Genomic DNA, 22,025 nt, shown 5'->3' with positions numbered 1-22,025 from the left:
ACCTGAGTGCCGGGGGCGGATGGCCGGAGCGGCACCGACGGAAGTGTTGATTATCCGGACAAATGCGACGTCACACCGCCGCGTGGCACGTACGTGACGATACGTTGCGGTTCCAGGGCCACCCAGACGGACAGGAGCGTTCATGAGGGGCAAGAAACCGGTCGTCCTCGCCGCCGCGCTGCTCACCGGCATCTGCCTGAGCAGCGGAGTCGCGGCCGCCGGGAACGACTGGGGCGCCGCGCAGCCGGGCAGTGACGGCGCCGGCGACAGCTACTACCCGCAGGACGGCAACGGCGGCTACGACATCGCCGACTACGACCTGCGGGTGAGCTACGACCCCGCGTCGCACCAGCTCAAGGGCACGCAGGACATCTCCGCGCGGGCCACGCAGTCGCTCAGTTCGTTCAACCTCGACCTGCGCGGCCTGACCGTCGACTCGGTGAAGGTCGACGGCCGCGGCGCGAAGTTCAGCCGGACCGGCGACCACGAGCTGGTCATCACGCCGTCGCGGTCGCTGCGACGCGGCGCGCACTTCGAGGTCAAGATCGACTACCACGGCGTGCCCGAGCCCATCGACGACCCGTCGCTCGGCAACAACGGCTGGCAGTACGCCCAGGCGGGCGGCGCGTTCGCCGCCGGCGAGCCCAAGTCGGCCGCCACCTGGTACCCGGTCAACGACACCCCGCTCGACAAGGCCACGTTCCACCTCGCGATCACCGTGCCCGACGAGTGGGGCGTCATCGCGAACGGCCGCGAGAAGCCGTCCTTCAAGGCACCGGGCGGCGGCACCACGCACGTCTGGGCCGAGGAAACGCCGATCGTGCCGTACATGACGACGGTCGCGATCGACAAGTGGACCTTCGACAAGCAGAAGCGCAAGGACGGCACCCCGATCGTCAGCGCGTTCGCCCCTGGCGTGCCCGACTCGACGAAGCAGGCCGAGGCGAAGCTGCCGGAGATCCTCGACTTCCTCGAGTCGAAGTTCGGCAAGTATCCGATCGACGCGGCGGGCGGCATCTTCCTCAACGAGCAGATCGGCTTCTCGCTGGAGACGATGAGCCGGCCGATCTACTCCGCGGGCTGGGCCGGCACGGTGCCGACGATCGTCCACGAGAACGCCCACCAGTGGTACGGCGACTCGGTGGCCGTGTCGCACTGGCGCGACGTCTGCCTCAACGAGTGCTTCGCCTCCTACGCGACGTGGCTGTGGGACGAGGCCAAGGAGGGCGTCGACCTGAACAAGCAGTACGCGGACGACGTCAAGAAGGCTTCCGTGAACTTCTGGAACGGCAAGCTGTACGACATGGGCGCCGGCAAGGAGTTCACGTCCGTCTACTCCAAGGGCCCGATGATGCTGCACGCGCTGCGCAGCTACGTCGGCCAGGCCGCGTTCAACCGGGTCATCAAGACCTGGCCGTCGCTGCACCGGGACGGGAACGCGAGCATGCAGGAGTTCCAGCGGTACACCGAGAAGGTCGCGCACCAGAACCTCCAGGGGTTCTTCGACGCGTGGGTGTACGGCGCCGGCAAGCCCGCCGACCAGTACCTATTCCCGGGCGACCTGAAGCCCGCCGCCTGAGTTCGTCTCTTCGTGAAGGCCACCCCGCGGTCGTAGGGTGGCCTTCACGGCGTTTTGGGGAGGACGAATGGCCAGGGTGTTGCTGACGGGGTTCGCGCCGTTCGGCGGGGAGTCGGTGAACCCGTCGTGGCAGGCGGTTTCGCTGCTCGGCGCGCGCCGGGACGACGTCGCCGCGGTGGAGCTGCCGTGCGAGTTCGCCGCGTCGCTGCCCACGCTGCGGCAGGCGGTGGAGGAGCACCGGCCGTCGCTGGTGGTCTGCGTCGGCCAGGCGGGCGGGCGTCTCGAGGTGACGCCGGAGCGCGTCGCGATCAACCTGCTCGACGCCCGCATCCCGGACAACGCGGGCGCGCAGCCGGTGGACGTCCCGGTGGTCGACGGCGGCCCGGCGGCGTACTTCACGACGTTGCCGGTGAAGGCGTGCGTGGCGGCGATGCGCGCGGCCGGGGTGCCGGCTTCGGTGTCCCACACCGCCGGGACGTACGTGTGCAACCAGGTCTTCTACGGGCTGATGCACCTGCTGTCGACACTGCCGGACGTGCGCGGCGGGTTCGTCCACGTCCCGTTCAGCCCCGAGCAGGTGGCCGCGTCCGGCAAGGCCGCGCCGTCACTGGGGGTGGACCGCATCGCCGACGCGCTGGAAGTGCTGGTGGACACGGCCTTGAAGACCTCGGAGGACCTCGCCGTCAGCGCGGGCGCGGAGCATTGACCACCCGGCCCGCCGACTCGCGGGTACTCGTCGCGGTGGGGGTGACTGGCCTGCTCACCGGCGCCGCCACCGGCGTCTTCTGGGTCGCGATGTCCGGCCGCTACGACGGGTTGTGCGCCGACGGCAACTCGATGTGCGCGTTCGCCATCTGGCTGTTCGGCCTGGTCATCTTCCTCGCGACCGTCGCCGGGTCAGCGCTGGTCACCTGGTTCGTCGTCAGCCTGACGCGCATGTGGCCGAAGGTGCCGATCGTGCTGACCGCCACGCTGGCGCCCTTGGCGCTGGCGGTCGTCTACAACGTCACCGGCATCCTGGGCGGTTACCGGATCCTGCTGCTGGCGGCCGTCTCCGCGCTCCTGCACGTCTGGGTGGCGCGGACGGCCCGGATCGGCGTCGACTAGCCACCGCGGCCGGTGAGCTCGACGAACGCCGCCGGGCCCGGGACGTTGTGGTGCACCGTCAGGTCCGCCACCCGGTCGCCGCTCCCGGCCGGGGTGAAGCTCACGACCAGCGTGCACCGCCTGCCCGGCGCCACCTCGGCGCCGACGCATTCGCTCGCGTCCACCGCGAACTCCTCGCTGTCCAGCGTGGTCCCGCTGACCCGCAGCGGGCCGGCGCCGACACTGCGGACCGCCACCGCGCAGGTCGTCGTCGTGTGCACCGGCGTCGTGCCGCAGGCGACCGACTCCGGGACCAGCACCGCCGCCGGGTCCGCGGCCGGCACCACCGGGAACGTCGCCGGGCCGCCGCGCACGACGTCGAGCACGGTCACCCCGGTGATCGTCAGGACCAGCGCGCCCGCGGCCAGCAGCACGATCGCGATCGCCTTGATCCCGCGGGCGGCGCTGCCGTCCTTGGCGGTGAACCCGCCGGCCGCCAGCACGGTGACCACGAGCGTCGAAACCAGCGTCGCGGTCGTCCCGGCACCGATCGCCGCCGGGACGAGCGTGCCGAGCAGCGACGCCGCGACCGTGACCCCGAACCCGGTCCAGGAGAAGCGTTTCGCCTCGCGCAGCTGCCTCCGCACGGTCGGCGCGCGGGGCTTCGTGAGTGTGCTCATGCAGGTAGGAGCGCCGGCCACCCCTGACACGTACGACATTCGCCCGTTCGGCGGTACGGCGGCCGTTTCCGTGATCTGAGGCACACCATCCGTGAATCACCCTGACGGGCGACTGAACGGTGTTTACATGGCGAGACTCCCGCCCGGAACAAGAGGTGACGATGGCTGACCAACCGGACCGCGAGTCCCTCCTGAGCGAGCTGGCCGCACTGACGGCGACTGCGACGTCCGCCGACGGCGCCGTCTCGCTGTCGGTCAACACCGACGGCGTGCTGACCCGCCTGCGGCTCAGCGACGCCGTCTCACGGATGTCGCCGGACGAGATCGCCGAGGCCGTGCTGCGGACCTACGTCGAAGCGCAGCGGGACTCGGCGAAGCGGACCGGGCAGCTGCTGGCGCCCCTGGGCAGCGGCGGCTACCTGATGGACCGGTTGCGCTGGCGGGCGCAGTTCGAACCGGCGCCGTCTCCCGCGCCGCGGCGTGCCGAGCGGGACGACGCGGTGCTTCAGGACCGTTCGGCCGAGGCCCCGGCCGTCGCACCGCCGCCGGGACCGTTGGCCGATGACGACTTCTACCGCCAGGGCCCGCGGATGGACCAGGCCTGGTAAGCCGTCAGACGACGAGCACGACCACCGTCACCGTGATCGCGACGACCACGAGCACCGCGAGCGCGATGAACCACAGCTTGGTGTTCGTCTCCGGCTCCGGCGGCGGCGCGTACCGAGGCGGCGGGACCGGCTGGTGCTGCGGTTGCTGCCAGGGCTGGGGACGCGGCGGCGTCACGGGCGGGCGGACCGGCGCGAACGCGGGCACGGTGAGGTCGGCGGTGTTCTCCAGCGGCACGTGGTGGAGCCCGAACGCGACGGCCGTCTCGGGCTGGTCCTGCGTGGTCGGCGCGACGCCGAGCTGGCGCTCGAGCAGCGTGGCCAGCAGCGGCATCCGGCTCGGCCCGCCGACGAGGTAGACGCCGGCGAGCTGCGCGGGGGTCAGGCCGGCGCGGTGGATCGTCGCGGCGAGCAGTTCGGCGCTGCGCAGCAGGCTGGGCCGCACGAGCGCTTCGAGCTCGTCGCGGCTGACCAGGACGTCACCGAACGGCTCGGGCATCGGCACGTGGGTCTGCGTGTGCCGGGAAAGGCTTTCCTTGGCGTCCCGGACGTCCTGCAGCAGCGCGCGCCGGTTGCGGCGGTCCGCTGTGGACTGTGGGCGGAGGAGCCGTTGCCACTGCGCCGGATCGGCGTGCGAGACCGAGCGTCCGATGTGGACGAGCAGCGCCTGGTCGATGTCGAGGCTGCCGAGGTCGGGCAGGCCACCCTCGGCGAGCACGGCGAAGCCCTGCCGGGACACGCCGACGACGGCGCAGTCGAAGGTGCCGGCACCGAGGTCGTAGACGCCGATGGGGCCGAGGTGACGGTGGCCGACACTGGCGTAGTGCGCGGCCGCGGCGACCGGCTCGGGAATGAGCCGGACGTCGGTGAACCCGGCCTTGGCGGCGGCGGTCCGGATCGCCTCCTGCCGCGTGACGCCCCAGCCGGCGGGGTGCGAGATCCGCGTCTGCCCGGGCGGCCGGCCGAGCTGTCGTTCGGCTTCCTCGCCCATCCTGCGCAGGACGGCGGCGAAGGCATCGGTGATGTCCACCGTGGAATCACCGAGCCGCAGGACGCCTTCGTCGATGCGCCGCTTGGGATTGGGTTCGAAGCGGCTGGGATCGAGCCGCGCCCGCCGTTCGGCGTCCTGCCCGACGACGAGCAGGCCATCATCGCCGGCGAAGACGGCGGAGGACAGGGTGACGGACCCATCGACCTCGACCGCCCGCGGCCCCCGCCCGAAGGCGGAGAGGACACCGACGGTGCTGGAAGTCCCGAAGTCGATCGACAGCACGTCCACGCGGATTCCCCTCCCAAGCCCCGCGGGCATCGTCTCATGCGGCAGGAAAGCAGAAGGGCGGCTCCCCTTCCGGGGAACCGCCCTACCTGCGTTCTAGCTCAGCCGATCACTCGTTCTCGGCTTCGCCGCCCTGCTCCTCGTGGCCCGCGCCGATGCTGACCGGCGGGGCGTCCGGGACCGACGACGGCTTGCGCTCACCGCGGAAGGTGAACTTGGCCTGGTCGTCCTTGTCCTCGGGGTTGCCGCTCCAGCCCTCGACGTCGACCAGGATGATCTGACCCGGCTCGACCTCGCCGAACAGGATCTTCTCCGACAGCTGGTCCTCGATCTCGCGCTGGATCGTGCGACGCAGCGGCCGCGCACCCAGCACCGGGTCGAAGCCGCGCTTCGCGAGCAAGGACTTGGCCTTCTCGGTCAGCTCCAGCTCCATGTCCTTGGCCTTGAGCTGCTTCTCCACCCGGTTGATCATCAGGTCGACCATCATGATGATCTGTTCCTTGGTCAACTGGTGGAACACGATGATGTCATCGATCCGGTTCAGGAACTCCGGGCGGAAATGCTTCTTCATTTCCTCGTTGACCTTCTGCTTCATCTTCTCGTACCGGGTACCGGTGTCGTTGCCACCGGCGAACCCGAGCGAGACGGACTTCGAGATGTCCGACGTACCCAGGTTGGACGTGAAGATGAGGACCGTGTTCTTGAAGTCGACCGTGCGACCCTGACCGTCGGTCAGGCGGCCGTCCTCCAGCACCTGCAGGAGCGTGTTGTAGATCTCCTGGTGCGCCTTCTCGATCTCGTCGAACAGCACCACCGAGAACGGCTTGCGACGCACCTTCTCCGTCAGCTGGCCGCCCTCTTCGTAGCCCACGTAGCCCGGAGGGGCACCGAAGAGCCGCGAAGCGGTGTAGCGGTCGTGGAACTCACCCATGTCGATCTGGATGAGCGCGTCGTCCTCGCCGAACAGGAACGCCGCCAGCGCCTTCGACAGCTCGGTCTTACCGACACCGGACGGGCCGGCGAAGATGAACGAGCCCGACGGGCGCTTCGGGTCCTTCAGACCGGCACGCGTACGACGGATCGCCTGCGAGACGGCCTTGACCGCGTCCTCCTGGCCGATGATGCGCTTGTGGAGCTCGTCCTCCATGCGCAGCAGCCGGGTGGTCTCCTCCTCGGTCAGCTTGAACACCGGGATGCCGGTCCAGTTGGCCAGCACCTCCGCGATCTGCTCGTCGTCGACCTCGGCGACGACGTCGAGGTCGCCGTCCTTCCACTGCTTCTCCCGCTCGCCCTTCTGGCCGAGGAGGGTCTTCTCCTCGTCACGCAGGCGGGCGGCCCGCTCGAAGTCCTGCGCGTCGATCGCGGACTCCTTGTCGCGGCGGACGTTCGCGATCTTCTCGTCGAACTCGCGCAGGTCCGGCGGCGCGGTCATCCGGCGGATGCGCATCCGGGCGCCGGCCTCGTCGATCAGGTCGATCGCCTTGTCCGGGAGGAACCGGTCGTTGATGTACCGGTCCGCCAGGGTCGCGGCGGCGACCAGCGCCGAGTCGGTGATCGAGACGCGGTGGTGCGCCTCGTACCGGTCGCGCAGGCCCTTGAGGATCTCGATCGTGTGCTCCAGCGACGGCTCGCCGACCTGGATCGGCTGGAACCGGCGCTCGAGGGCGGCGTCCTTCTCGATGTACTTGCGGTACTCCTCGAGCGTGGTCGCACCGATCGTCTGCAGCTCACCGCGGGCGAGCATCGGCTTCAGGATCGAAGCCGCGTCGATCGCGCCCTCGGCGGCACCCGCCCCGACCAGCGTGTGCAGCTCGTCGATGAACAGGATGATGTCGCCGCGGGTCTTGATCTCCTTGAGCACCTTCTTCAGGCGCTCTTCGAAGTCACCGCGGTAGCGGGAGCCGGCGACCAGGGAGCCCAGGTCGAGGGTGTAGAGCTGCTTGTCCTTGAGCGTCTCGGGCACCTCGCCCTTGACGATGCTCTGGGCCAGGCCTTCGACGACGGCGGTCTTGCCGACGCCGGGCTCGCCGATGAGCACCGGGTTGTTCTTGGTCCGCCGCGACAGGACCTGCATGACCCGCTCGATCTCCTTGCCGCGCCCGATGACCGGGTCCAGCTTGCCCTCGCGGGCGAGCACGGTCATGTTGCGGCCGAACTGGTCCAGCACCAGCGACGACGACGGGGTGCCTTCACCACGACCGCCGGAACCGGTTTCGGTGGACTCCTTGCCCTGGTAGCCCGAGAGCAGCTGCAGCACCTGCTGACGGACCCGGTTGAGGTCCGCTCCCAGCTTGACCAGGACCTGCGCGGCGACGCCTTCGCCCTCGCGGATCAGGCCCAGCAGGATGTGCTCGGTACCGATGTAGTTGTGGCCGAGCTGCAGCGCTTCGCGCAGCGACAGCTCCAGCACCTTCTTCGCCCGCGGCGTGAACGGGATGTGCCCGCTCGGCGCCTGCTGACCCTGGCCGATGATCTCCTCGACCTGCTGGCGCACGCCCTCCAGGGCGATGCCCAGCGACTCCAGCGCCTTGGCGGCGACACCCTCACCCTCGTGGATCAGACCCAGGAGGATGTGCTCGGTGCCGATGTAGTTGTGGTTGAGCATCCTGGCTTCTTCTTGAGCCAGAACGACCACCCGCCTCGCGCGGTCGGTGAACCTCTCAAACATGTGCACTCCCTCGACTGCTGCGCCGGCGGCCCGTTATCCATCGTGCTTTCACCGCGATGGATTCAGCACCGTGAGACCACTCTAGTAGCCAAGCGGTCGCGCTGGCGTACCACTACGGCTGTTCGCGGCCTTTTCCGCACCCGGACGTGACGACTTCCGGATGGTTCCATCATCAGGTTGCCCTGCACCTTTACGTCAACCCCAACGTGCGAGCGGCCACCCGGATTCCGCCATCCGCGCGGTGTCCGCTCACCGCGAACAGGTCCGCACCCTGAGAGTGACCGAGCCGACTGCCACCCGATCGGCGGAGTCCTGTTAGGTTAGGCAGACCTAAGGAGGACACCGTTGACGCAGCCGAGCACCCGCGAGACAGCGGACGGCCTCGCGCCGTCCCTGCGACGGCTCGACCTGCGACGGGACGTCCCGGAGGGCTGGATCCGCTGCTCGACGGCCCCTGGGTTTTTCGAGGAGTGGCGCACGCGGTTGACCGGCTGGCTGCGGCGCGAGTACGGCGAGGCACCGCCCCGAACGGTCGATGCGTACCTGATCGCGTGGTACCTGCACATCCCGGCCCAGATCGGCGCGCTCCTACTGCACCACGAGCGCCGGGTGCCCGCACTCCGGCCCGCTGACCTGGCCTTCCGCATCGGAGCGGCCCAGCCGTACCCGGACGCGCTGTCGGTACTCGGCGACGAGTTCTGCTGCTTGCCGACGGACCCGGCCTCGGCGGCTCCGGGAGCAACGGCGGTCCGTGACGAGCGAGCGCTGGCAGCGGTCCTGCGTGCCCGTTACACGGGACACGCGGCGTGGTTCATCCAGGCGTACGGGCCGCACAGCCGCTTCGGCAGCCGCACCCTCTGGGCCGCGGCGACCGACGCGCTGGAGAACGCACTGTGGGGAGCGGGCCGGGCGGGAGGCACCCCGGACGCGGAGGGCGCGGGCGTCGCCGACGCGGCTTTGGTGCTCGACGAGCGGTACCCACCGTTGACGTCGGCCTCGACGCTGCGTCTAGCGGACCGCGAGTGGACAAGGCGCCGTGAGAGCTGTTGCTTCTCGTACTTGCTCCCAGCCGAGCCCGAGTGCGACGGCTGCCCCCGCACCTGCGCCCGCTAGCCGGCCCTCAGCGCGCCCAGCCCGGATCGCGCCCCGAAGCCCCCAACGCCCGCTCCAACGCCGAAGCGTCCGAAGGCACCGCCACCGCCGGCCCATAAACCCCCATCGAGCGCGCCTGCTCGCCCATCGCCACCGCGGACTCGTGCACCGCCGTCGCTGCCTCCGGCGCGCACCGCAGCTCCTGGCCGCTCGCCCGGGCCAGGTCCCAGCCGTGCAGGACGAACTCGCCCAGCGCCATGTCGCCGACCACCGACCCCGGCATCCGTGCCGTCCCCAGCGCCGTCATGCCGGCCCACGCGGACGGCGTCCCGTAGACGTCCACGAGCGTCTCCGTCTGCTTCTCCAGCGCCGCGTGCCAGTCCTCGGTGACCAGCGCCGCCTCCGCCTCGCCCGCACCCGGCGACGGCGGGTCCTCGCGGCGCCCCGCGGCCACGAGCCACGGGCCCCAGTAGAGAAGGTGGTTGAGCAGCCCGCGCACGTCGTAGCCGGCGCAGGGTGTCGGGACGGTCAGGTCGGCCACGGCGTGGGCGACCCGCAGGAACTCGGCCGCGGCGGGCCGGATGAGCTCGGCAGTCATCCGGCGATCCAATCCTCCGGCCGGAGGAGCCGTCTTGAAGGAACGCGACAGCTACCGTGGACGCGTGGGCGAGCACCGGATCCCGCGCGGCATCGTGGCCGAGGCCACCGCGCGCACGATGTTCACGCTGACCAGGCACGCACCCGCGCCCGAGCTGGCGGAGCTCGTCGAGTACCACTGGGTGCTGCGCTGGGACCTGCGCGGCAAACCGCCCCACGAACAGCGCGTGCTGCCGAACCTCGCCGTGCACGCGACGTTCTTCCCCCGCGCGTCCGGTGTGTACGGCCCGGCCCACGACGTCTTTTCCCACCACCTCGACGGCCGCGTCCAGGGCTTGGGCGTGCGTTTCCGGCCCGGGTGCTTCCGCGCGTTCCTCGATGGCCCGGTAAGTGACATCGCCGACCGCGCTGTCCCGCTCACGGACGTTTTCGGGCCGACGGCGATCGAAGCCGCGGAATCGGTGCAGACCGCCGCCGACGACGCGCAAATGGTCCACGCGATCGACAACTTGCTGATCGCAAATCCCGTCGGCTTGTCGGCGGCCGCGCGGCGGGCCGCCGAGGCCGTGGAATCAATCGCGCGGGATCCGGGAATTACCCGGGTGGCGCAACTGTGCGCGGATACTGGACTGACCACCCGGTCCGTACAGCGGTTGTTCGCCGAACACGTCGGCTGCACACCCAAGTGGGCGATCCGGATATACCGCCTCAACGACGCGGCACAGCGGATCGCCGCGGAAGGAGAGCCGGATTACGCCGGACTGGCGGTTCGACTGGGCTATAGCGACCAGTCGCACTTCATCCGCGATTTCCACACGGTGACGGGTCAGCCGCCGGCCGAGTACGCCCGGACGGCCGGGCGAACACCGGACAGTGATCGGACATGAACAAAGCCGCCGGGCGAATTCGCCCGGCGGCTTCGGCTTGGAGCCCCGCTTCGAGGAGATTCCCCAGCCGCCCCGGTGGCCTGCGGACACCCGGACAGCTGAAGGATCCTCAGTTCTTCTTGTGGTAGGCCTCGACGACCTCGGACGGGATCCGGCCCCGGTCCGAAACGGCGTACCCGTTCTTGCGCGCCCACGACCGAATGGCCTGGTTCTGTTCGCGGTCGACGGCGGCGGGCCGCGACGGGCCCTTGCCCGCGACCGGGCGCACCGAAGCGCGCTTCCGGCCACCCGCGCGACGCGCGTGCTCGACATACTGGGCGAGGGCGTCCCGCAACTCCTCGGCGTTATCCGAAGAGAGGTCGATCTGGTAGCTGACGCCGTCCAAACCGAACTCGACGGTCTCTTCCGCCTCACTGCCGTCGAGGTCGTCGACCAGCGAGACGAGCACCTTCTGTGCCATCCGATTCCTCCTGCGGGGACTTGCTCAATGATCTGGTTACGGGGCGAGCCCCGGGACAGAAGTCTTTGTCTAGAACATTAGTACCCGCTTCTGGAGGACAGCGCAAATCTCATTGCGGTAAACGACACACCCGGGTTATTCGGGTCGCACGAGCGGGAAGAGGATCGTCTCCCGGATACCGAGACCGGTCAGTGCCATGAGGAGCCGGTCGATCCCCATTCCGACGCCGCCGCTCGGCGGCATTCCGTACTCCAGGGCCCTCAGGAAATCCTCGTCGAGGCGCATGGCTTCGCTATCGCCCTGCGCGGCCAGCAGCGACTGTTCGGTGAGCCGTTCCCGTTCGACGACCGGATCGACCAGCTCGGAGTATCCGGTGGCGAGTTCGAATCCGCGCACGTAGAGGTCCCACTTCTCGGCCACCCCGGCCCGCGAGCGGTGCTGCCTCGTCAATGGCGACGTCTCCAACGGAAAATCACGGACAAACGTGGGGGCGTGCAGGTGATCCCCGACGAGGTGTTCCCACAGTTCCTCGACCAGCTTGCCGTGACCCAGCTTCGGATCCACTTCCAGGCCCCTGGCCTGCGCGAATCCGTGCAGTTTGGCGGCGGGTGTCTCCGGCGTGACCTCTTCGCCGAGGGAATCGGACAACGACTCGTACATTCCGAGTGTGGTCCATTCGCCGGACAGGTCGTACTCCGAACCGTCGGGCAGGGTGATGACCTGGGTGTCCAGCACGGCCTGCGCGGCCTCCTGGATCAGCTCCCGCGTCATCACCGCATTCGTGTCGTACGTGGCGTAGGCCTCGTAATACTCGAGCATCGCGAACTCCGGCGAGTGCGAGGAGTCACTTCCCTCGTTGCGGAAGTTGCGGTTGATCTCGAAGACCTTCTCGATGCCGCCGACGACGCAGCGCTTGAGGTAGAGCTCCGGCGCGATCCGCAGGAACAGCTCCATGTCGAACGCGTTCGACCGCGTGACGAACGGGCGAGCCGCGGCGCCGCCGTGCAGCGTCTGCAGCATCGGCGTCTCGACCTCGGTGAACCCGCGGCGGTGGAACGACTCCCGCAGCGACCGGACCACGCCGGCGCGCGTGCGCACCACGTCCCGCGCGCGCGGGCGCAGGATGAGGTCGACGTAGCGCTGCCGGATCCGCGTCTCCTCGGCGAGCTCCTTGTGGGCGTTCGGCAGCGGGCGGAGCGCCTTCGACGTGATGCGCCAGGCGTCGGCCATCACGGAGAGCTCGCCACGCTTGGACGTGATGACCTCACCCTGCACGAACACGTGGTCACCGAGGTCGACGTCGGACTTCCACGCCGCCAGCGCGTCCTCGCCGACCTTCGCCAGGCTGATCATGGCCTGGAGCTCGGTGCCGTCGCCCTCGCGGAGGCTGGCGAAGCACAGCTTGCCCGTGTTGCGCAGGAACATCACCCGGCCGGTGACGCCGACGGTCTCACCCGTGGCGGTGTCGACGGGCAGACCGGAATGAGCCGCGCGCACCTCGGCGAGCGAGTGCGTGCGGGGGACCTCGACCGGGTAGGGATCGATACCCTCCGCGAGGATCCGGTCGCGCTTCTCCCGGCGCACCCGCATCTGCTCGGGCAGTTCGTCTTCGGCGGGGTCGCTGGTGGAAGCGGGGTTTTCGGTCATGGCCCATAGGGTACGAACCCGGCCACGCGCTACGCCAACCGGATTACCTTTCCTTTCCGTCCATTAACCTGGCCCGGTGAGTGACCCCACACGCGCCCAGCGGGCCTCTTCCTTCGGCAGCCGAGCCGCCGCATACGCCGAGCACCGGCCCGACTACCCGCGAGAAGCGATCGAATGGGGCCTTTCGGGCGCTCGCGACACACCTCGGCGCGTGCTCGACCTGGGTGCCGGAACGGGCAAGCTCACCCTCGGCCTGGCCGGCCTCGGACTCGACGTCACCGCGGTCGAACCCGACGCGGAAATGCGCGCCGAACTGGGGCGGAAGGTGCCTTCGGCGACGTCTCTGGCGGGCCAGGCGGAACGGATCCCGTTGCCCGACGCCGATGTCGACGCGGTTTTCGTCGGCCAGGCGTTCCATTGGTTCGACGTACCGGCGGCGATGACGGAGATCGCCCGCGTGCTGCGCCCGGGCGGCGTGCTGGTGCCGATGTGGAACTACGAAGACGATTCGGTGCCGTGGGTCGCGGAGTTCACCGCGCTGGGTCGCGAAGGGGCGCGCAAGCCGGTCGGGACGGACGATTTGCGCGAGGTGTCGCACCCGGGGTTCGACGCGTTCGAAAACGACCGGTTTCGCCATGTGCAACGGCGGACGGCGGAGAGCCTGCTGGAAACGATCGGCACGTATTCGATGGTGATCGTGTCGGCACCGGACAAGTCGGCGGCCCTGTTGACGCGGATGCGCGAGTTCCTCGCCACGAATCCGGCGACGGCGGACGGCGAGTTCGACCTGCCGCTGATCACGTGGGCACTGCGCGCGCGGCGTCGATAAGACATTTTTTGTCAGGCAAACGCTGAGCCTGGGACTCGCGCCGAGGTCACGAGCCGGTGGCAGCTGCGGCGCCGGCCTTCGGGCCGGGAAGGTCTCGACGCGGGGCGACCTTGGCGTCACTCTTCGGCGTCCCGACCCGAGCTCACCGAGCAAGCACCAAGCCACACATCCGCCCGGGAGCGCGGCCCGCCCTCCCCTTGGGGGCCGCCCCGTCTCCAGCGTATCCGCGGCGCACGACGAAGAGACCCGAAAAGCCCCGCCCGGCCCCCGTTCATCCACATCCGAACCCGGCTGTGGACAACCGGCCCGGTCAGGAACGGATGTTGCGCTCGAAGACGAGCCGCAACCCGAGCAGCGTCAAATCCGGCACGTGGTCCGTGATCGTCTCCGACTCGCTGATCACCAGGGGCGCCAAACCTCCGGTGGCCAGCACCGCCACCGGTTCCGTCCCGCTCGGGGACAGCTCCCGGACGATCCGGCGGACCAACCCGTCCACCTGCCCCGCGAAGCCGTACAGGATCCCGGACTGCAGACACTCCACAGTGTTCTTGCCGATCACCGACCGGGGCGGTACCAGCTCGACCTTCCGCAACGCCGCCGCGCGCGCCGCCAACGCGTCCACGGAAATCTCGATGCCCGGGGCAAAAGCGCCGCCCAGGAACTCGCCGCGGGCGGAAATGGCGTCCACGTTCGTCGACGTCCCGAAGTCGACCACCACGCACGCCGTGTCGTGGAGGTGGTGCGCGGCCAGCGTGTTCACCAGGCGGTCCGCGCCCACCTCCTTCGGGTTGTCCACCAGCAACGCCACGCCCGTGCGGACTCCCGGCTCCACCACGATCTTCGGAACCCGGTCGTAGTAGCGCGAGAGCATCACCCGCAGCTCGCGCAGCACCGCCGGCACCGTCGACAAAGCGGAAATCCCGGACACGGAGTCCGCGTGCGGGCCCAGCAGGCCGCGCACCGTCAACGCCAGCTCGTCGGCCGTGATGCGCGCGTCCGTGCGCATGCGCCAATCTCCGACGAGCGAGCTGCCGGAGTACAGCCCCAGCACGATGTTCGTGTTGCCGACGTCGACGGTGAGCAGCAAGCGGGTCAGCTTTCCGCGTGCAGCAGCGCGTCGAGGCGGCGGGCGTCCGCCGTCTCCGCGACCGGGAACACCGCCGTCTCCTCCTCCGGCGGCAGGGTCACCGTGCCGGACAGCAGCCCCGACCCCTCGGGCGCGTACCCCGGGTCGGCGTGCCGGTGGACGATCCGGTTGTCCGCGTCGACGAACACCACGCGCGGCTCGTACGTCGCGGCTTCGGCGTCGTCCATCTGGCCGTACGAAATGAGGATGACCAGGTCGCCCGGGTGCACCAGGTGCGCCGCGGCGCCGTTGATGCCGAGGACGCCGCTGCCGCGTTCGCCCTTGATGACGTAGGTCTCCAGCCGCGCGCCGTTGGTGACGTCCACAATGGACACCTGTTCGCCCGGCAGCAGGTCCGCGGCCTCCATCAGGTCCGCGTCGACCGTCACGGAGCCGACGTAGTGCAGGTCGGCCTGGGTCACGGTGACCCGGTGGATCTTCGACTTGAGCATGGTGCGGTACATAGTGGACTCCTATTCCCCTGCGTCCAGCCGCGCCGGGTGCTCGACAGCCGCGCCGAGCAGCACCGGAACGTTGTCGATCAGCCGGGTACTCCCCACCCGGGCCGCGATCAACAGTCGTGCTTCACCATCGACGGGCGCGGGCCCGAGGTCGGTTCCCCTCAACTCCAGGTAATCCACCTCGACCGCGGGACGCGCGGCGAGGGTCTTCCACGCGGCCTCGAGGACCGCGTCCGCACCGTCGCGCCCGACGAACGCCCCCGCGGTGAGGGCGGCCGACAGGACGACGGCGTCTTCACGCTGCTCAGGCGTCAGGTAGACGTTGCGTGACGACAGCGCCAGCCCGTCGCGCTCCCGGACGGTCGGGACGCCGATGACGTGCGTGTCGATGTTCAGGTCGCGCACCATCCGCTTGATCAGGACCAGCTGCTGGTAGTCCTTCTCGCCGAAGAGCGCGTAGTCCGGGCGAAGCAGGTTGAACAGCTTCGCCACGACTGTGAGCACGCCGGCGAAGTGGCCGGGCCGGACAGCGCCCTCCAGCTCGTCGCCGAGCTTGCCCGGGTGCACGGTCACCATGGCGCCTTCGCCGTAGAGGGCGTCGGCGCTGGGCGTGAACGCGATTTCGACGCCGTCCTCGGTCAGCACGGCCAGGTCGGCGTCGAGCGGCCGCGGGTACGCCTCGAAGTCCTCGCCCTCGCCGAACTGCAGCGGGTTGACGAAGATCGAGGTCGCCACGACGTTGTTCGGCAGCCGCTTCGCGCGGCGGATCAGCTCGCGGTGCCCGGCGTGCAGCGCGCCCATGGTCGGCACGAGCGCCAGCTTGCGGCCGACGCCGTGCAGGGCCTTGCTGACCTGGCTCATCTGCTCGGGCGACGCGAAGGTGTTCAGCGTGCCGCGGCTGAATTTCGGTGTGGTCACTGGTCTTGGTGCCCTTCGGCGGGATCGTCGAGGAGTTCGGTGAGGTCTTTGGCGGCCGCGGTGTCCAGCAGCCCGGCAGCCGACGAACGCGCCACCGTGCGCCTGGCCAACGCTCGGTAGGCCGGCGCCACGTCCGGCGCCCGGTCCGCCAGCACCTCGAGGTGCTTGCGGACGGTGCCGGCGTCGCCACGCGCGACCGGGCCGGTGAGCGCGCGGTCGCCGTGTCGGAGCACATTATCCAACGCCGCCGAAAGCAGTGGCGCCACCAGGCGTTCGGAATGTGCGATTCCCGCTTCGCGCAAGACTTCCGCGCAGTCGGCGACCAGTGTCATCAGGTGGTTCGCGCCGTGGGTCAACGCTGCGTGGTAGAGCGCTCGCGCGGAGTCGGGGATGCGCACCGGCTCGGCCCCCATCTCGACCGCGAGAGCCTCGCCGACGCTCCAGGCGGCGTCGTCGTCGGCCGCCGCGGTGACGCCGATGCTGCACGCCGTCAGCCGCTCGAGGTCCTCCTCGCGGCCGGTGAACGTCATCACCGGGTGCAGCGCGAGCGGCAGCGCCCCGGCCTCGGCCGCGGGCGCCAGCACGTCGATGCCCTGCGCGCCGGAGGTGTGCACGACGATCTGACCCGGCCGCAGCGACCCGGTCGCGACGAGTCCGCGGACCATGCCGGCCAGCGCGTCGTCGGGGATGGCGAGCAGCACCAGGTCCGCCAAGCGGACGGTCTCGTCGGGCGGCAGCAGCGGCACGTCGGGGAGGAGGCGTTCGGCCCGGGCCAGCGACGCGGCGGACAGCCCCGACGCCGCGACCACGGTGTGTCCCGCCCTGGCCAGCGCGGCACCGAGCACACTGCCCACCCGGCCGGCGGAAACGACACCGACCGCGAGGCGAGCGGGCCTCATCATGGCGTGCGCCTGTGGACGCTCATGGTTCGCAGACTCCCTCTGCTCTCGTTCCAGTCCCGCTCCGGGTACCGGACGAACGGCGCGAGACTAACTCGATTGGGCGCGCCGCGTTGAACCCGGTGACCAGCTTCACCCGGACCGGGTCACCCTCGGACGGCCTCGTCGGCGAGGCGCGTCGCCTCCGCCCGGGCGGCCTTCAGCGTGCGCAGCAGCTCCTGCTGGCGCTGCCGGTCGGAGTCGGTGGTGAGCTCGCGGCGGTCCAGGAACGCGAGCTCCGTCACGCTCGCCTGGTAGACGGCGACGGCGCGGGCAGCACGCTTCCCGGACTGGCGTTTCGCCTGCCGCCGCCAGGCCCGACGGCCGGGCAGGCTGGCCAGCAGGTCGACCTCCGACGGCGCGATCCAGCGCGCGGAGGCCATGTGCGGCAGGGCGGTGGCGATGATCCGCTGCTCACGTCGTCTCTGGAGAACGACCAGGTAGACCACGCCGAGGAACAGCGGCAGCATGATCAGGAAGTAGACGGTGAGGAACTTCGACCCGCCGAGCAGCGCGGCGCTGTTCCACAGCGCGTGCAGGCAGACGGCGGCCAGGTAGCCGGCGATCGGCGCCAGGACCTTCAGCGCCTTCGTCGTCGTCCGCGCGGCGATGCCGATCCCGATGCCGGTGAGCACGGCGAACAGCGGGTGCGTGAACGGCGCGAGGACGCCGCGGAGGAAGAACGCCGTGATGACGCCCTGGCTGTGGCCGTCCCCGAAGCCGTAATCGGCGAACGCGCGGCCGAAGTAGTAGATGTTCTCGGTGAACGCGAAGCCGGCGGCGCTGAACCCGGCGTAGACGACACCGTCCACGACGCCGTCGAACTCGCTGGACCGCCGCCAGAGGATGAGGACGACGAAGAGGGCCTTCGCGGCCTCCTCGACGATGGGCGCGGACACCAGCGCGGCGACGGTGTTGCCGCTGCCCTTGCCGAGCAGCTCGTCACCCACGGCTTCCGCGGTGGTGTTGATGAGCAGCGCGGTGATCGTCGCGATGCAGGCGCCCCAGGCGAAGGCGAGCAGCAGGAACTTCGCCGGTTCGGGCTCCCAGCGGTCGACCCAGAGGAACCCGGCGACCACGCCCGCGACCGGCACGAGCGCGGCGAGGACCCCGATGGTGACGGCGAGAGGGCCGACCCGCGCGGTGGCGAGGCCGAACAGGAACAGGCCGCACAGGGCGACCACGATCAGCCCGAGCACCGGCAGCAGCACGGTGATCCGGCGAGGCCGCCGTCCGCGATCGAGTCCCGTCGCGGGCGAGAGGGTTCCGCTCACAGCCGGTCACCCTACGCAGACCGGACAGGAACCGGAACGCCACCTGGCACACACGGCGCGCCGAGCCTCGGTCCACGCGCGCAGCCTGCAGCTGGGGCGGCGCGGGCCGGGCTCAGTCCTCCGCGCGACGGCGACGGCGGGGCGTCGAGCCCGTGCCGCCGTTGGCCGCCAGGAGCTCGCTCACCGAGCGGCCCGCCGTGTGCGAACCGCTGCCCGGTGGCGGCGCCGCCTCGGGCGAACGGTGGCCGTTGCGGGCGTGGCCGTTGCTCGCGCCGTTGTGGCCGTTGCCGTTGTGACCGTTCTGCGGCACGTCCGCCGGGTCGACCGGGGCCATGTTGCGGCGCGACATCGACGCCCGCTCGGCGACCATGCCTTCCCACGCCGGGGGCTCGCCGTCCGGACGACGGCGACGCCCGCCGCCCGTGGGCTCCGGGGCGGGCACCGCCGGCATCTGCTGCGACTCGTCCGGCTTGCGGCGACGGCCACCCGAGCGGCCCTGGTAGTCGCGGACCGACTCCGGGAGCGTCGGGTTCGCCATCGGCCCGGCGGCCTGCGCGGCCTCGGCGGGCGCGCGGTGCGAGCCGCCGTGCCGGGAGGCCGGCTCGTCGAGGATCGGCGACATGTCCGCCCGCGAGAACTGCTCCAGCCGCGACGGACGGCGGCCGTCGGCGGCCGGGACCGGCGTGGTCGGCGGCACCACCGGCGGCAGGTTCGTGCGCGACGGCGGCCCCACGGCCGGCCTGTTGTTCGGCACGGGCGTCGTCGGCGGGATGATCGGGGGCAGGTCGCGACGCGACGCGGAGGCGTCCCTCGGCATCGGCGGGGCCTTCGGCTCGGGCGGCTTCGGCCGGTTCGGCCGCTGCCGCTCGGCGAAGTCGTCACGGTTCTGGAACGCCGCGCTCAGATCGGTCACCGGCCGCAGGTCCGACCGGGACATCTCCGACGGCTTCACCGGCGGGGCCGGGCGAGGCGGTGCCGGCCGCGGCGGCTCGGGCGCCTTGCGCGGCTCGGGACGCGCACCGTTCGGCTGGCCGCCGACGCGGGGCAGGTCCGACCGGGACATCTCGACGCGCGGGATGTCGGGCCGCGACATCTCCACACGGGGGATGTCCGGACGCGACATCTCGACGCGCGGAATGGCCGGCATCGAGCGTTCGACCCGTGGGATGTCGGTCATCGACCGCTCCACCCGCGGGATGTCCGGACGCGACATCTCCACGCGGGGGATGTCCGAGCGCGAGACCTCGGCCGGGCGCATGGCCGGCATCGACCGCTCGACCCGCGGAATGTCCGAACGCGACACCTCGGCGGGCCGCATCGCGGGCCGCGACAGCTCCGCCCGGCGCGCGGGCGGCGGCTCGGGACGGCGGATCTCCGTCTTCGGCTCCGGGGCGCGGCGGATCTCGGTCTTGGGGTCGGGCCGCGGCACCTGGCGCGTCGGCTCGGCCGCGGCTTCGGGACGGCGCTCGGGCTGCTTCGCGACCTCGGCCGGGTCCGGCAGCCGCATCGGCTGCGACTCGGCCTGGCGGCGAGCCGCCTCGGCGCGCAGCTCGGCGGCCTTCAGCTCACGCTGCGCGGCGTTCAGGGCCGGGTCGACGGCCGGCACCGGCGGACGGCGTTCGCTCAGCGGCGCCGGCCGGGCGATCTGCTGGGTGCTCTGCGCGTTGACGTTCGCCGGGCTCTTCGGGGCCGGCTTGCCGCCGAAGCCCTTGCCCTTGCCGAGGCCCTTGCCGTTCGCGGGCTTCCCGTTCGACGCCTTCCGGCGGCGCTCGTCGAGCACGCGGTCGATCAGCTCGGTCGGGCGCTCGCCCTGTTCGGCCGGCTTCTTCCCGGCCATCAGCTGAGCGGGCTTCTTCTTCGGCGCGGCGTCGGGGATCATCCGGTTGTCGTCGGAGACCTTGCGCATCCGGGTCGCCTGCGCGGTCAGCGCGACGCGTTCGAGCAGCACCTCGCCGCCGAACAGCGACTGGAGGCTGTCGCGCAGCGCGGAAACCTCGGCGCGCAGCGCCTCCAGCTCCTCGCGGCTGCGGGAGTCGGACTCGTTGCGGTTCTCCGCGTCCACCTCCAGCTCGTATTCGCGCCGGGCCGCGATCTCGCGTTCCAGCTCCAGTTCGTACACAGCCTGCGCCTCGGAGACAGCGTCCTCGCTCTGTGCCGCGTGCTTGCGGTACTTCACGGCGAGGAAAGCGCCGATCAGGGCAGCCCAGAGGGCCGCGACGATCCCGAGCCTGAGATAGCGGAGATCGTCGCTGAGCACCAGTGCGAGGGTGGCTCCGATGGCGAGGACGAATCCGACGACTAGCCACGGCCTGCCCAGTAGGCGGCCGCGCGAGTCGTCACCCACGCCGGTCATGCCTGACACCGTACCTGCTCGTAATCCGAACGAGACCTACTCGGTCCCTTGAGCGGTGGGATTCCAGCGCTAACCGGTCGACCCCCGGGTGCGCTCACGCTCTTGGTCACGAGGGGTCCGGCAGCAGTGCTCGAGCCACAAACCCGCTGCTACCAGGGCTGCGGACGACACCACGCCGACCACGCCGGCCCGGGTGTCGAGAACGGCGGCGACGAGTTCGTCACGTCGCGGGAAGAGGTAGGCGAGCGCGGCCAGCCAGGCGCCGCCCATGAAAGCTCCGGCGAGTGACGAGGCCTTGGCGAGAGCCACCGATCGGGCGATCCCGATAGCGGCAACGACGCGGCCGTTCTTGATCCGGGAGCGAATGGAGAACGCGATCCCGGCCTCGACCACGGCCAGCACGGCGAACGTGACGCCGGCGAACGTCGGCAGCTGGGGCAGCGAGCCGTACGCCGCCAGGAAGAGCAGGTAGCCGAGGACGAGGCCGAGCAGCCCGGCCACCACCAGGTCACGGGGCCGGGTGAAGTGCATACGTCAACCGTACCGTGGGAGGGTTGACTCTCCCCCGACTGGAGAGTTCACCATGCGTCTTGTGGGCACCACCGCGACCTTCACCATCGGCGAGCTGGCCCGGCGGACCGGTCTGCCGGTCAAGACCATCCGCTTCTATTCGGACGAGGGCCTGCTGCCCCCGACCGACCGGACGGACGCCGGCTACCGGCTCTACGACGCGGCGGCGATGGCCCGGCTCGAGCTGGTCCGCACGCTGCGGGAGCTGGGCCTGGGCCTCACCGACGTCTCCGCGGCCTTGACGGAGCCGGCGACCGTCGGCGAGCTGGCGACCCGGCACGTCGAGGCGCTGGACGAGCAGATCCGGCGGCTGCGGCTGCGCCGGGCGGTGCTGCGCGCGGTGGCCAAGCGTGGATCCGAACTGGAGGAAGTGAAGCTGATGAACCGTCTCGCGTCGATGTCCGACGAGGAGCGCAAACGGCTGGTCGACGAGTTCTGGGACGAGATGGTCGCCGGGCTGGAGGTCGACGAGCAGTTCTACCAGCGCATGCGGGCGGGCAAGCCGGAGCTGCCCGACGACCCGACGCCCGAGCAGCTCGAAGCCTGGATCGAGTTCGCGGAGCTGGTGCGAGACCCGGACTTCCGGGCGCTGATCCGCGGCATGAGCGAAACCCAGTCCCGGCAGATCCGTGACGGCGAGTTCGAGCAGCCGTCTTCGGCCTGGCGGGAGCACTGGAACGCGTGGATGGCCCGCGCCCAGGAAGCCGTCGACGCGGGGGAAAGCCCGACGTCAACGGTGGGGCAAGCGTTTGCGACGGAGATCGCGGCGGCTTCGGCCCGGCCGGACCAGGACCCGGCGTCACCGGAGTTCCGCCGCGAACTGGCCGACCGCTTCGCCGCGGGCGGCGACCCGCGGGCCGAGCACTACTGGAGGCTGCTGGGGATCATCAACGGCTGGCCTCCGTTCCCGACCACCCGGCCGGCGGTCGGCTTCATGATCGCGGCCCTGCGAGGCTGACCGGGCCCGGCACTCGCCGAG

The 22,025-nt window shown here is 70.6% G+C and carries 20 protein-coding genes and 1 pseudogene; 8 read left to right on the top strand and 13 right to left on the bottom strand.

What is annotated here, in order from left to right; genetic code table 11:
• The first annotated feature begins 142 nt into the window (after nt 1-142).
• The 3 genes from ACZ7OU_RS09725 to ACZ7OU_RS09715 all read left to right on the top strand — a co-directional run bounded on the left by ACZ7OU_RS09725 (nt 143) and on the right by ACZ7OU_RS09715 (nt 2,686).
• Nucleotides 143-1,579 carry a M1 family metallopeptidase gene (locus ACZ7OU_RS09725; RefSeq protein ID WP_470254788.1) on the top strand — a complete coding sequence of 479 codons (1,437 nt, stop codon included), beginning with the start codon at nt 143-145 and terminating at the stop codon, nt 1,577-1,579.
• A gap of 67 nt (nt 1,580-1,646) precedes the next feature.
• A complete protein-coding gene (gene pcp / locus ACZ7OU_RS09720) occupies nt 1,647-2,285 on the top strand; it encodes a pyroglutamyl-peptidase I (protein WP_470254787.1) in 639 nt (212 codons plus the stop codon).
• Nucleotides 2,282-2,686 carry a hypothetical protein gene (locus ACZ7OU_RS09715; protein WP_470242364.1) on the top strand — a complete coding sequence of 135 codons (405 nt, stop codon included), beginning with the start codon at nt 2,282-2,284 and terminating at the stop codon, nt 2,684-2,686. Before pcp ends, ACZ7OU_RS09715 begins: the two co-directional genes overlap by 4 nt.
• Here ACZ7OU_RS09715 and ACZ7OU_RS09710 read toward each other — a convergent pair.
• Nucleotides 2,683-3,345 (bottom strand): Ig-like domain-containing protein, encoded by a 663-nt coding sequence (locus ACZ7OU_RS09710; RefSeq protein ID WP_470254786.1) that lies wholly within the window; start codon nt 3,343-3,345, stop codon nt 2,683-2,685. The genes ACZ7OU_RS09715 and ACZ7OU_RS09710 overlap by 4 nt on opposite strands.
• Nucleotides 3,346-3,506: 161 nt before the next feature.
• Here ACZ7OU_RS09710 and ACZ7OU_RS09705 point away from each other — a divergent pair, with 161 nt between their 5' ends.
• Nucleotides 3,507-3,953: a YbaB/EbfC family nucleoid-associated protein gene (locus ACZ7OU_RS09705; protein ID WP_470242366.1), complete on the top strand. Its 447-nt coding sequence runs from the start codon at nt 3,507-3,509 to the stop codon at nt 3,951-3,953.
• 13 nt (nt 3,954-3,966) lie between these two features.
• On the opposite strand, the pseudogene ACZ7OU_RS09700 reads toward ACZ7OU_RS09705, so the two are convergent.
• Together ACZ7OU_RS09700 and ACZ7OU_RS09695 are read right to left on the bottom strand one after the other, a co-directional pair.
• Nucleotides 3,967-5,229: pseudogene (locus tag ACZ7OU_RS09700) on the bottom strand (Hsp70 family protein); the annotation flags it as partial.
• Between the two features lie 106 nt (nt 5,230-5,335).
• Nucleotides 5,336-7,894, bottom strand: coding sequence for an ATP-dependent Clp protease ATP-binding subunit (locus tag ACZ7OU_RS09695; RefSeq protein WP_470254785.1), 2,559 nt, complete (start codon nt 7,892-7,894; stop codon nt 5,336-5,338).
• Between the two features lie 345 nt (nt 7,895-8,239).
• Here ACZ7OU_RS09695 and ACZ7OU_RS09690 point away from each other — a divergent pair, with 345 nt between their 5' ends.
• Nucleotides 8,240-9,007: a (2Fe-2S)-binding protein gene (locus ACZ7OU_RS09690; RefSeq protein ID WP_470254784.1), complete on the top strand. Its 768-nt coding sequence runs from the start codon at nt 8,240-8,242 to the stop codon at nt 9,005-9,007.
• Between the two features lie 7 nt (nt 9,008-9,014).
• Here ACZ7OU_RS09690 and ACZ7OU_RS09685 read toward each other — a convergent pair whose 3' ends face one another.
• A complete protein-coding gene (locus tag ACZ7OU_RS09685; RefSeq protein WP_470254783.1) occupies nt 9,015-9,584 on the bottom strand; it encodes a TIGR03086 family metal-binding protein in 570 nt (189 codons plus the stop codon).
• Between the two features lie 34 nt (nt 9,585-9,618).
• Between ACZ7OU_RS09685 and ACZ7OU_RS09680 the strand changes: the two genes are divergently transcribed.
• Entirely contained in the window at nt 9,619-10,470 is an 852-nt protein-coding gene (locus ACZ7OU_RS09680; RefSeq protein ID WP_470254782.1) for an AraC family transcriptional regulator, read from the top strand.
• A 109-nt stretch (nt 10,471-10,579) separates the two neighbouring features.
• Here ACZ7OU_RS09680 and ACZ7OU_RS09675 read toward each other — a convergent pair whose 3' ends face one another.
• Both ACZ7OU_RS09675 and lysS read right to left on the bottom strand, forming a co-directional pair.
• Nucleotides 10,580-10,930 (bottom strand): histone-like nucleoid-structuring protein Lsr2, encoded by a 351-nt coding sequence (locus ACZ7OU_RS09675; protein WP_470240728.1) that lies wholly within the window; start codon nt 10,928-10,930, stop codon nt 10,580-10,582.
• Nucleotides 10,931-11,065: 135 nt separating this feature from the next.
• Nucleotides 11,066-12,577 (bottom strand): lysine--tRNA ligase, encoded by a 1,512-nt coding sequence (gene lysS, locus ACZ7OU_RS09670; protein WP_470254781.1) that lies wholly within the window; start codon nt 12,575-12,577, stop codon nt 11,066-11,068.
• Between the two features lie 76 nt (nt 12,578-12,653).
• Here lysS and ACZ7OU_RS09665 point away from each other — a divergent pair, with 76 nt between their 5' ends.
• Nucleotides 12,654-13,406 (top strand): class I SAM-dependent methyltransferase, encoded by a 753-nt coding sequence (locus ACZ7OU_RS09665; protein WP_470254780.1) that lies wholly within the window; start codon nt 12,654-12,656, stop codon nt 13,404-13,406.
• Nucleotides 13,407-13,716: 310 nt separating this feature from the next.
• Here ACZ7OU_RS09665 and ACZ7OU_RS09660 read toward each other — a convergent pair whose 3' ends face one another.
• The 7 genes from ACZ7OU_RS09660 to ACZ7OU_RS09630 form a co-directional block, all read right to left on the bottom strand.
• On the bottom strand, nt 13,717-14,493 hold the full coding sequence (locus ACZ7OU_RS09660; RefSeq protein WP_470254779.1) for a type III pantothenate kinase: 777 nt from the start codon (nt 14,491-14,493) through the stop codon (nt 13,717-13,719).
• Nucleotides 14,494-14,498: 5 nt separating this feature from the next.
• Nucleotides 14,499-14,996, bottom strand: coding sequence for an aspartate 1-decarboxylase (panD, locus tag ACZ7OU_RS09655; protein WP_470240722.1), 498 nt, complete (start codon nt 14,994-14,996; stop codon nt 14,499-14,501).
• A gap of 9 nt (nt 14,997-15,005) precedes the next feature.
• On the bottom strand, nt 15,006-15,911 hold the full coding sequence (gene panC, locus ACZ7OU_RS09650) for a pantoate--beta-alanine ligase (protein ID WP_470240721.1): 906 nt from the start codon (nt 15,909-15,911) through the stop codon (nt 15,006-15,008).
• The gene (locus tag ACZ7OU_RS09645) at nt 15,908-16,867 is read right to left on the bottom strand and encodes a Rossmann-like and DUF2520 domain-containing protein (RefSeq protein WP_470255908.1); all 960 of its coding nucleotides are present in this window, start codon (nt 16,865-16,867) and stop codon (nt 15,908-15,910) included. Before ACZ7OU_RS09645 ends, panC begins: the two co-directional genes overlap by 4 nt.
• Before the next feature lie 89 nt (nt 16,868-16,956).
• Nucleotides 16,957-18,060 (bottom strand): PrsW family intramembrane metalloprotease, encoded by a 1,104-nt coding sequence (locus ACZ7OU_RS09640; RefSeq protein WP_470255907.1) that lies wholly within the window; start codon nt 18,058-18,060, stop codon nt 16,957-16,959.
• Nucleotides 18,061-18,235: 175 nt separating this feature from the next.
• A complete protein-coding gene (locus ACZ7OU_RS09635; RefSeq protein WP_470254778.1) occupies nt 18,236-20,476 on the bottom strand; it encodes a DUF6779 domain-containing protein in 2,241 nt (746 codons plus the stop codon).
• Between the two features lie 69 nt (nt 20,477-20,545).
• Entirely contained in the window at nt 20,546-21,007 is a 462-nt protein-coding gene (locus ACZ7OU_RS09630; RefSeq protein ID WP_470240719.1) for a DUF3180 domain-containing protein, read from the bottom strand.
• A 61-nt stretch (nt 21,008-21,068) separates the two neighbouring features.
• On the opposite strand from ACZ7OU_RS09630, the gene ACZ7OU_RS09625 reads away from it, so the two are divergent.
• Entirely contained in the window at nt 21,069-22,004 is a 936-nt protein-coding gene (locus ACZ7OU_RS09625) for a helix-turn-helix domain-containing protein (protein ID WP_470255906.1), read from the top strand.
• Nucleotides 22,005-22,025: the final 21 nt, after the last annotated feature.

This window comes from Amycolatopsis sp. NPDC114505 (assembly GCF_055633615.1).
This window is presented reverse-complemented; position numbering and strand designations above follow the sequence as displayed.

Bases quoted from the DNA above. Each gene is read 5' to 3' on its own strand.
- ACZ7OU_RS09725 (WP_470254788.1), top strand. From the start codon at position 143: ATGAGGGGCAAGAAACCGGTCGTCCTCGCCGCCGCGCTGCTCACCGGC.
- pcp (WP_470254787.1), top strand. From the start codon at position 1,647: ATGGCCAGGGTGTTGCTGACGGGGTTCGCGCCGTTCGGCGGGGAGTCG.
- ACZ7OU_RS09710 (WP_470254786.1), bottom strand. From the start codon at position 3,345: ATGAGCACACTCACGAAGCCCCGCGCGCCGACCGTGCGGAGGCAGCTG.
- ACZ7OU_RS09705 (WP_470242366.1), top strand. From the start codon at position 3,507: ATGGCTGACCAACCGGACCGCGAGTCCCTCCTGAGCGAGCTGGCCGCA.
- ACZ7OU_RS09695 (WP_470254785.1), bottom strand. From the start codon at position 7,894: ATGTTTGAGAGGTTCACCGACCGCGCGAGGCGGGTGGTCGTTCTGGCT.
- ACZ7OU_RS09685 (WP_470254783.1), bottom strand. From the start codon at position 9,584: ATGACTGCCGAGCTCATCCGGCCCGCCGCGGCCGAGTTCCTGCGGGTC.
- ACZ7OU_RS09675 (WP_470240728.1), bottom strand. From the start codon at position 10,930: ATGGCACAGAAGGTGCTCGTCTCGCTGGTCGACGACCTCGACGGCAGT.
- lysS (WP_470254781.1), bottom strand. From the start codon at position 12,577: ATGACCGAAAACCCCGCTTCCACCAGCGACCCCGCCGAAGACGAACTG.
- panD (WP_470240722.1), bottom strand. From the start codon at position 14,996: ATGTACCGCACCATGCTCAAGTCGAAGATCCACCGGGTCACCGTGACC.
- ACZ7OU_RS09635 (WP_470254778.1), bottom strand. From the start codon at position 20,476: ATGACCGGCGTGGGTGACGACTCGCGCGGCCGCCTACTGGGCAGGCCG.
- ACZ7OU_RS09630 (WP_470240719.1), bottom strand. From the start codon at position 21,007: ATGCACTTCACCCGGCCCCGTGACCTGGTGGTGGCCGGGCTGCTCGGC.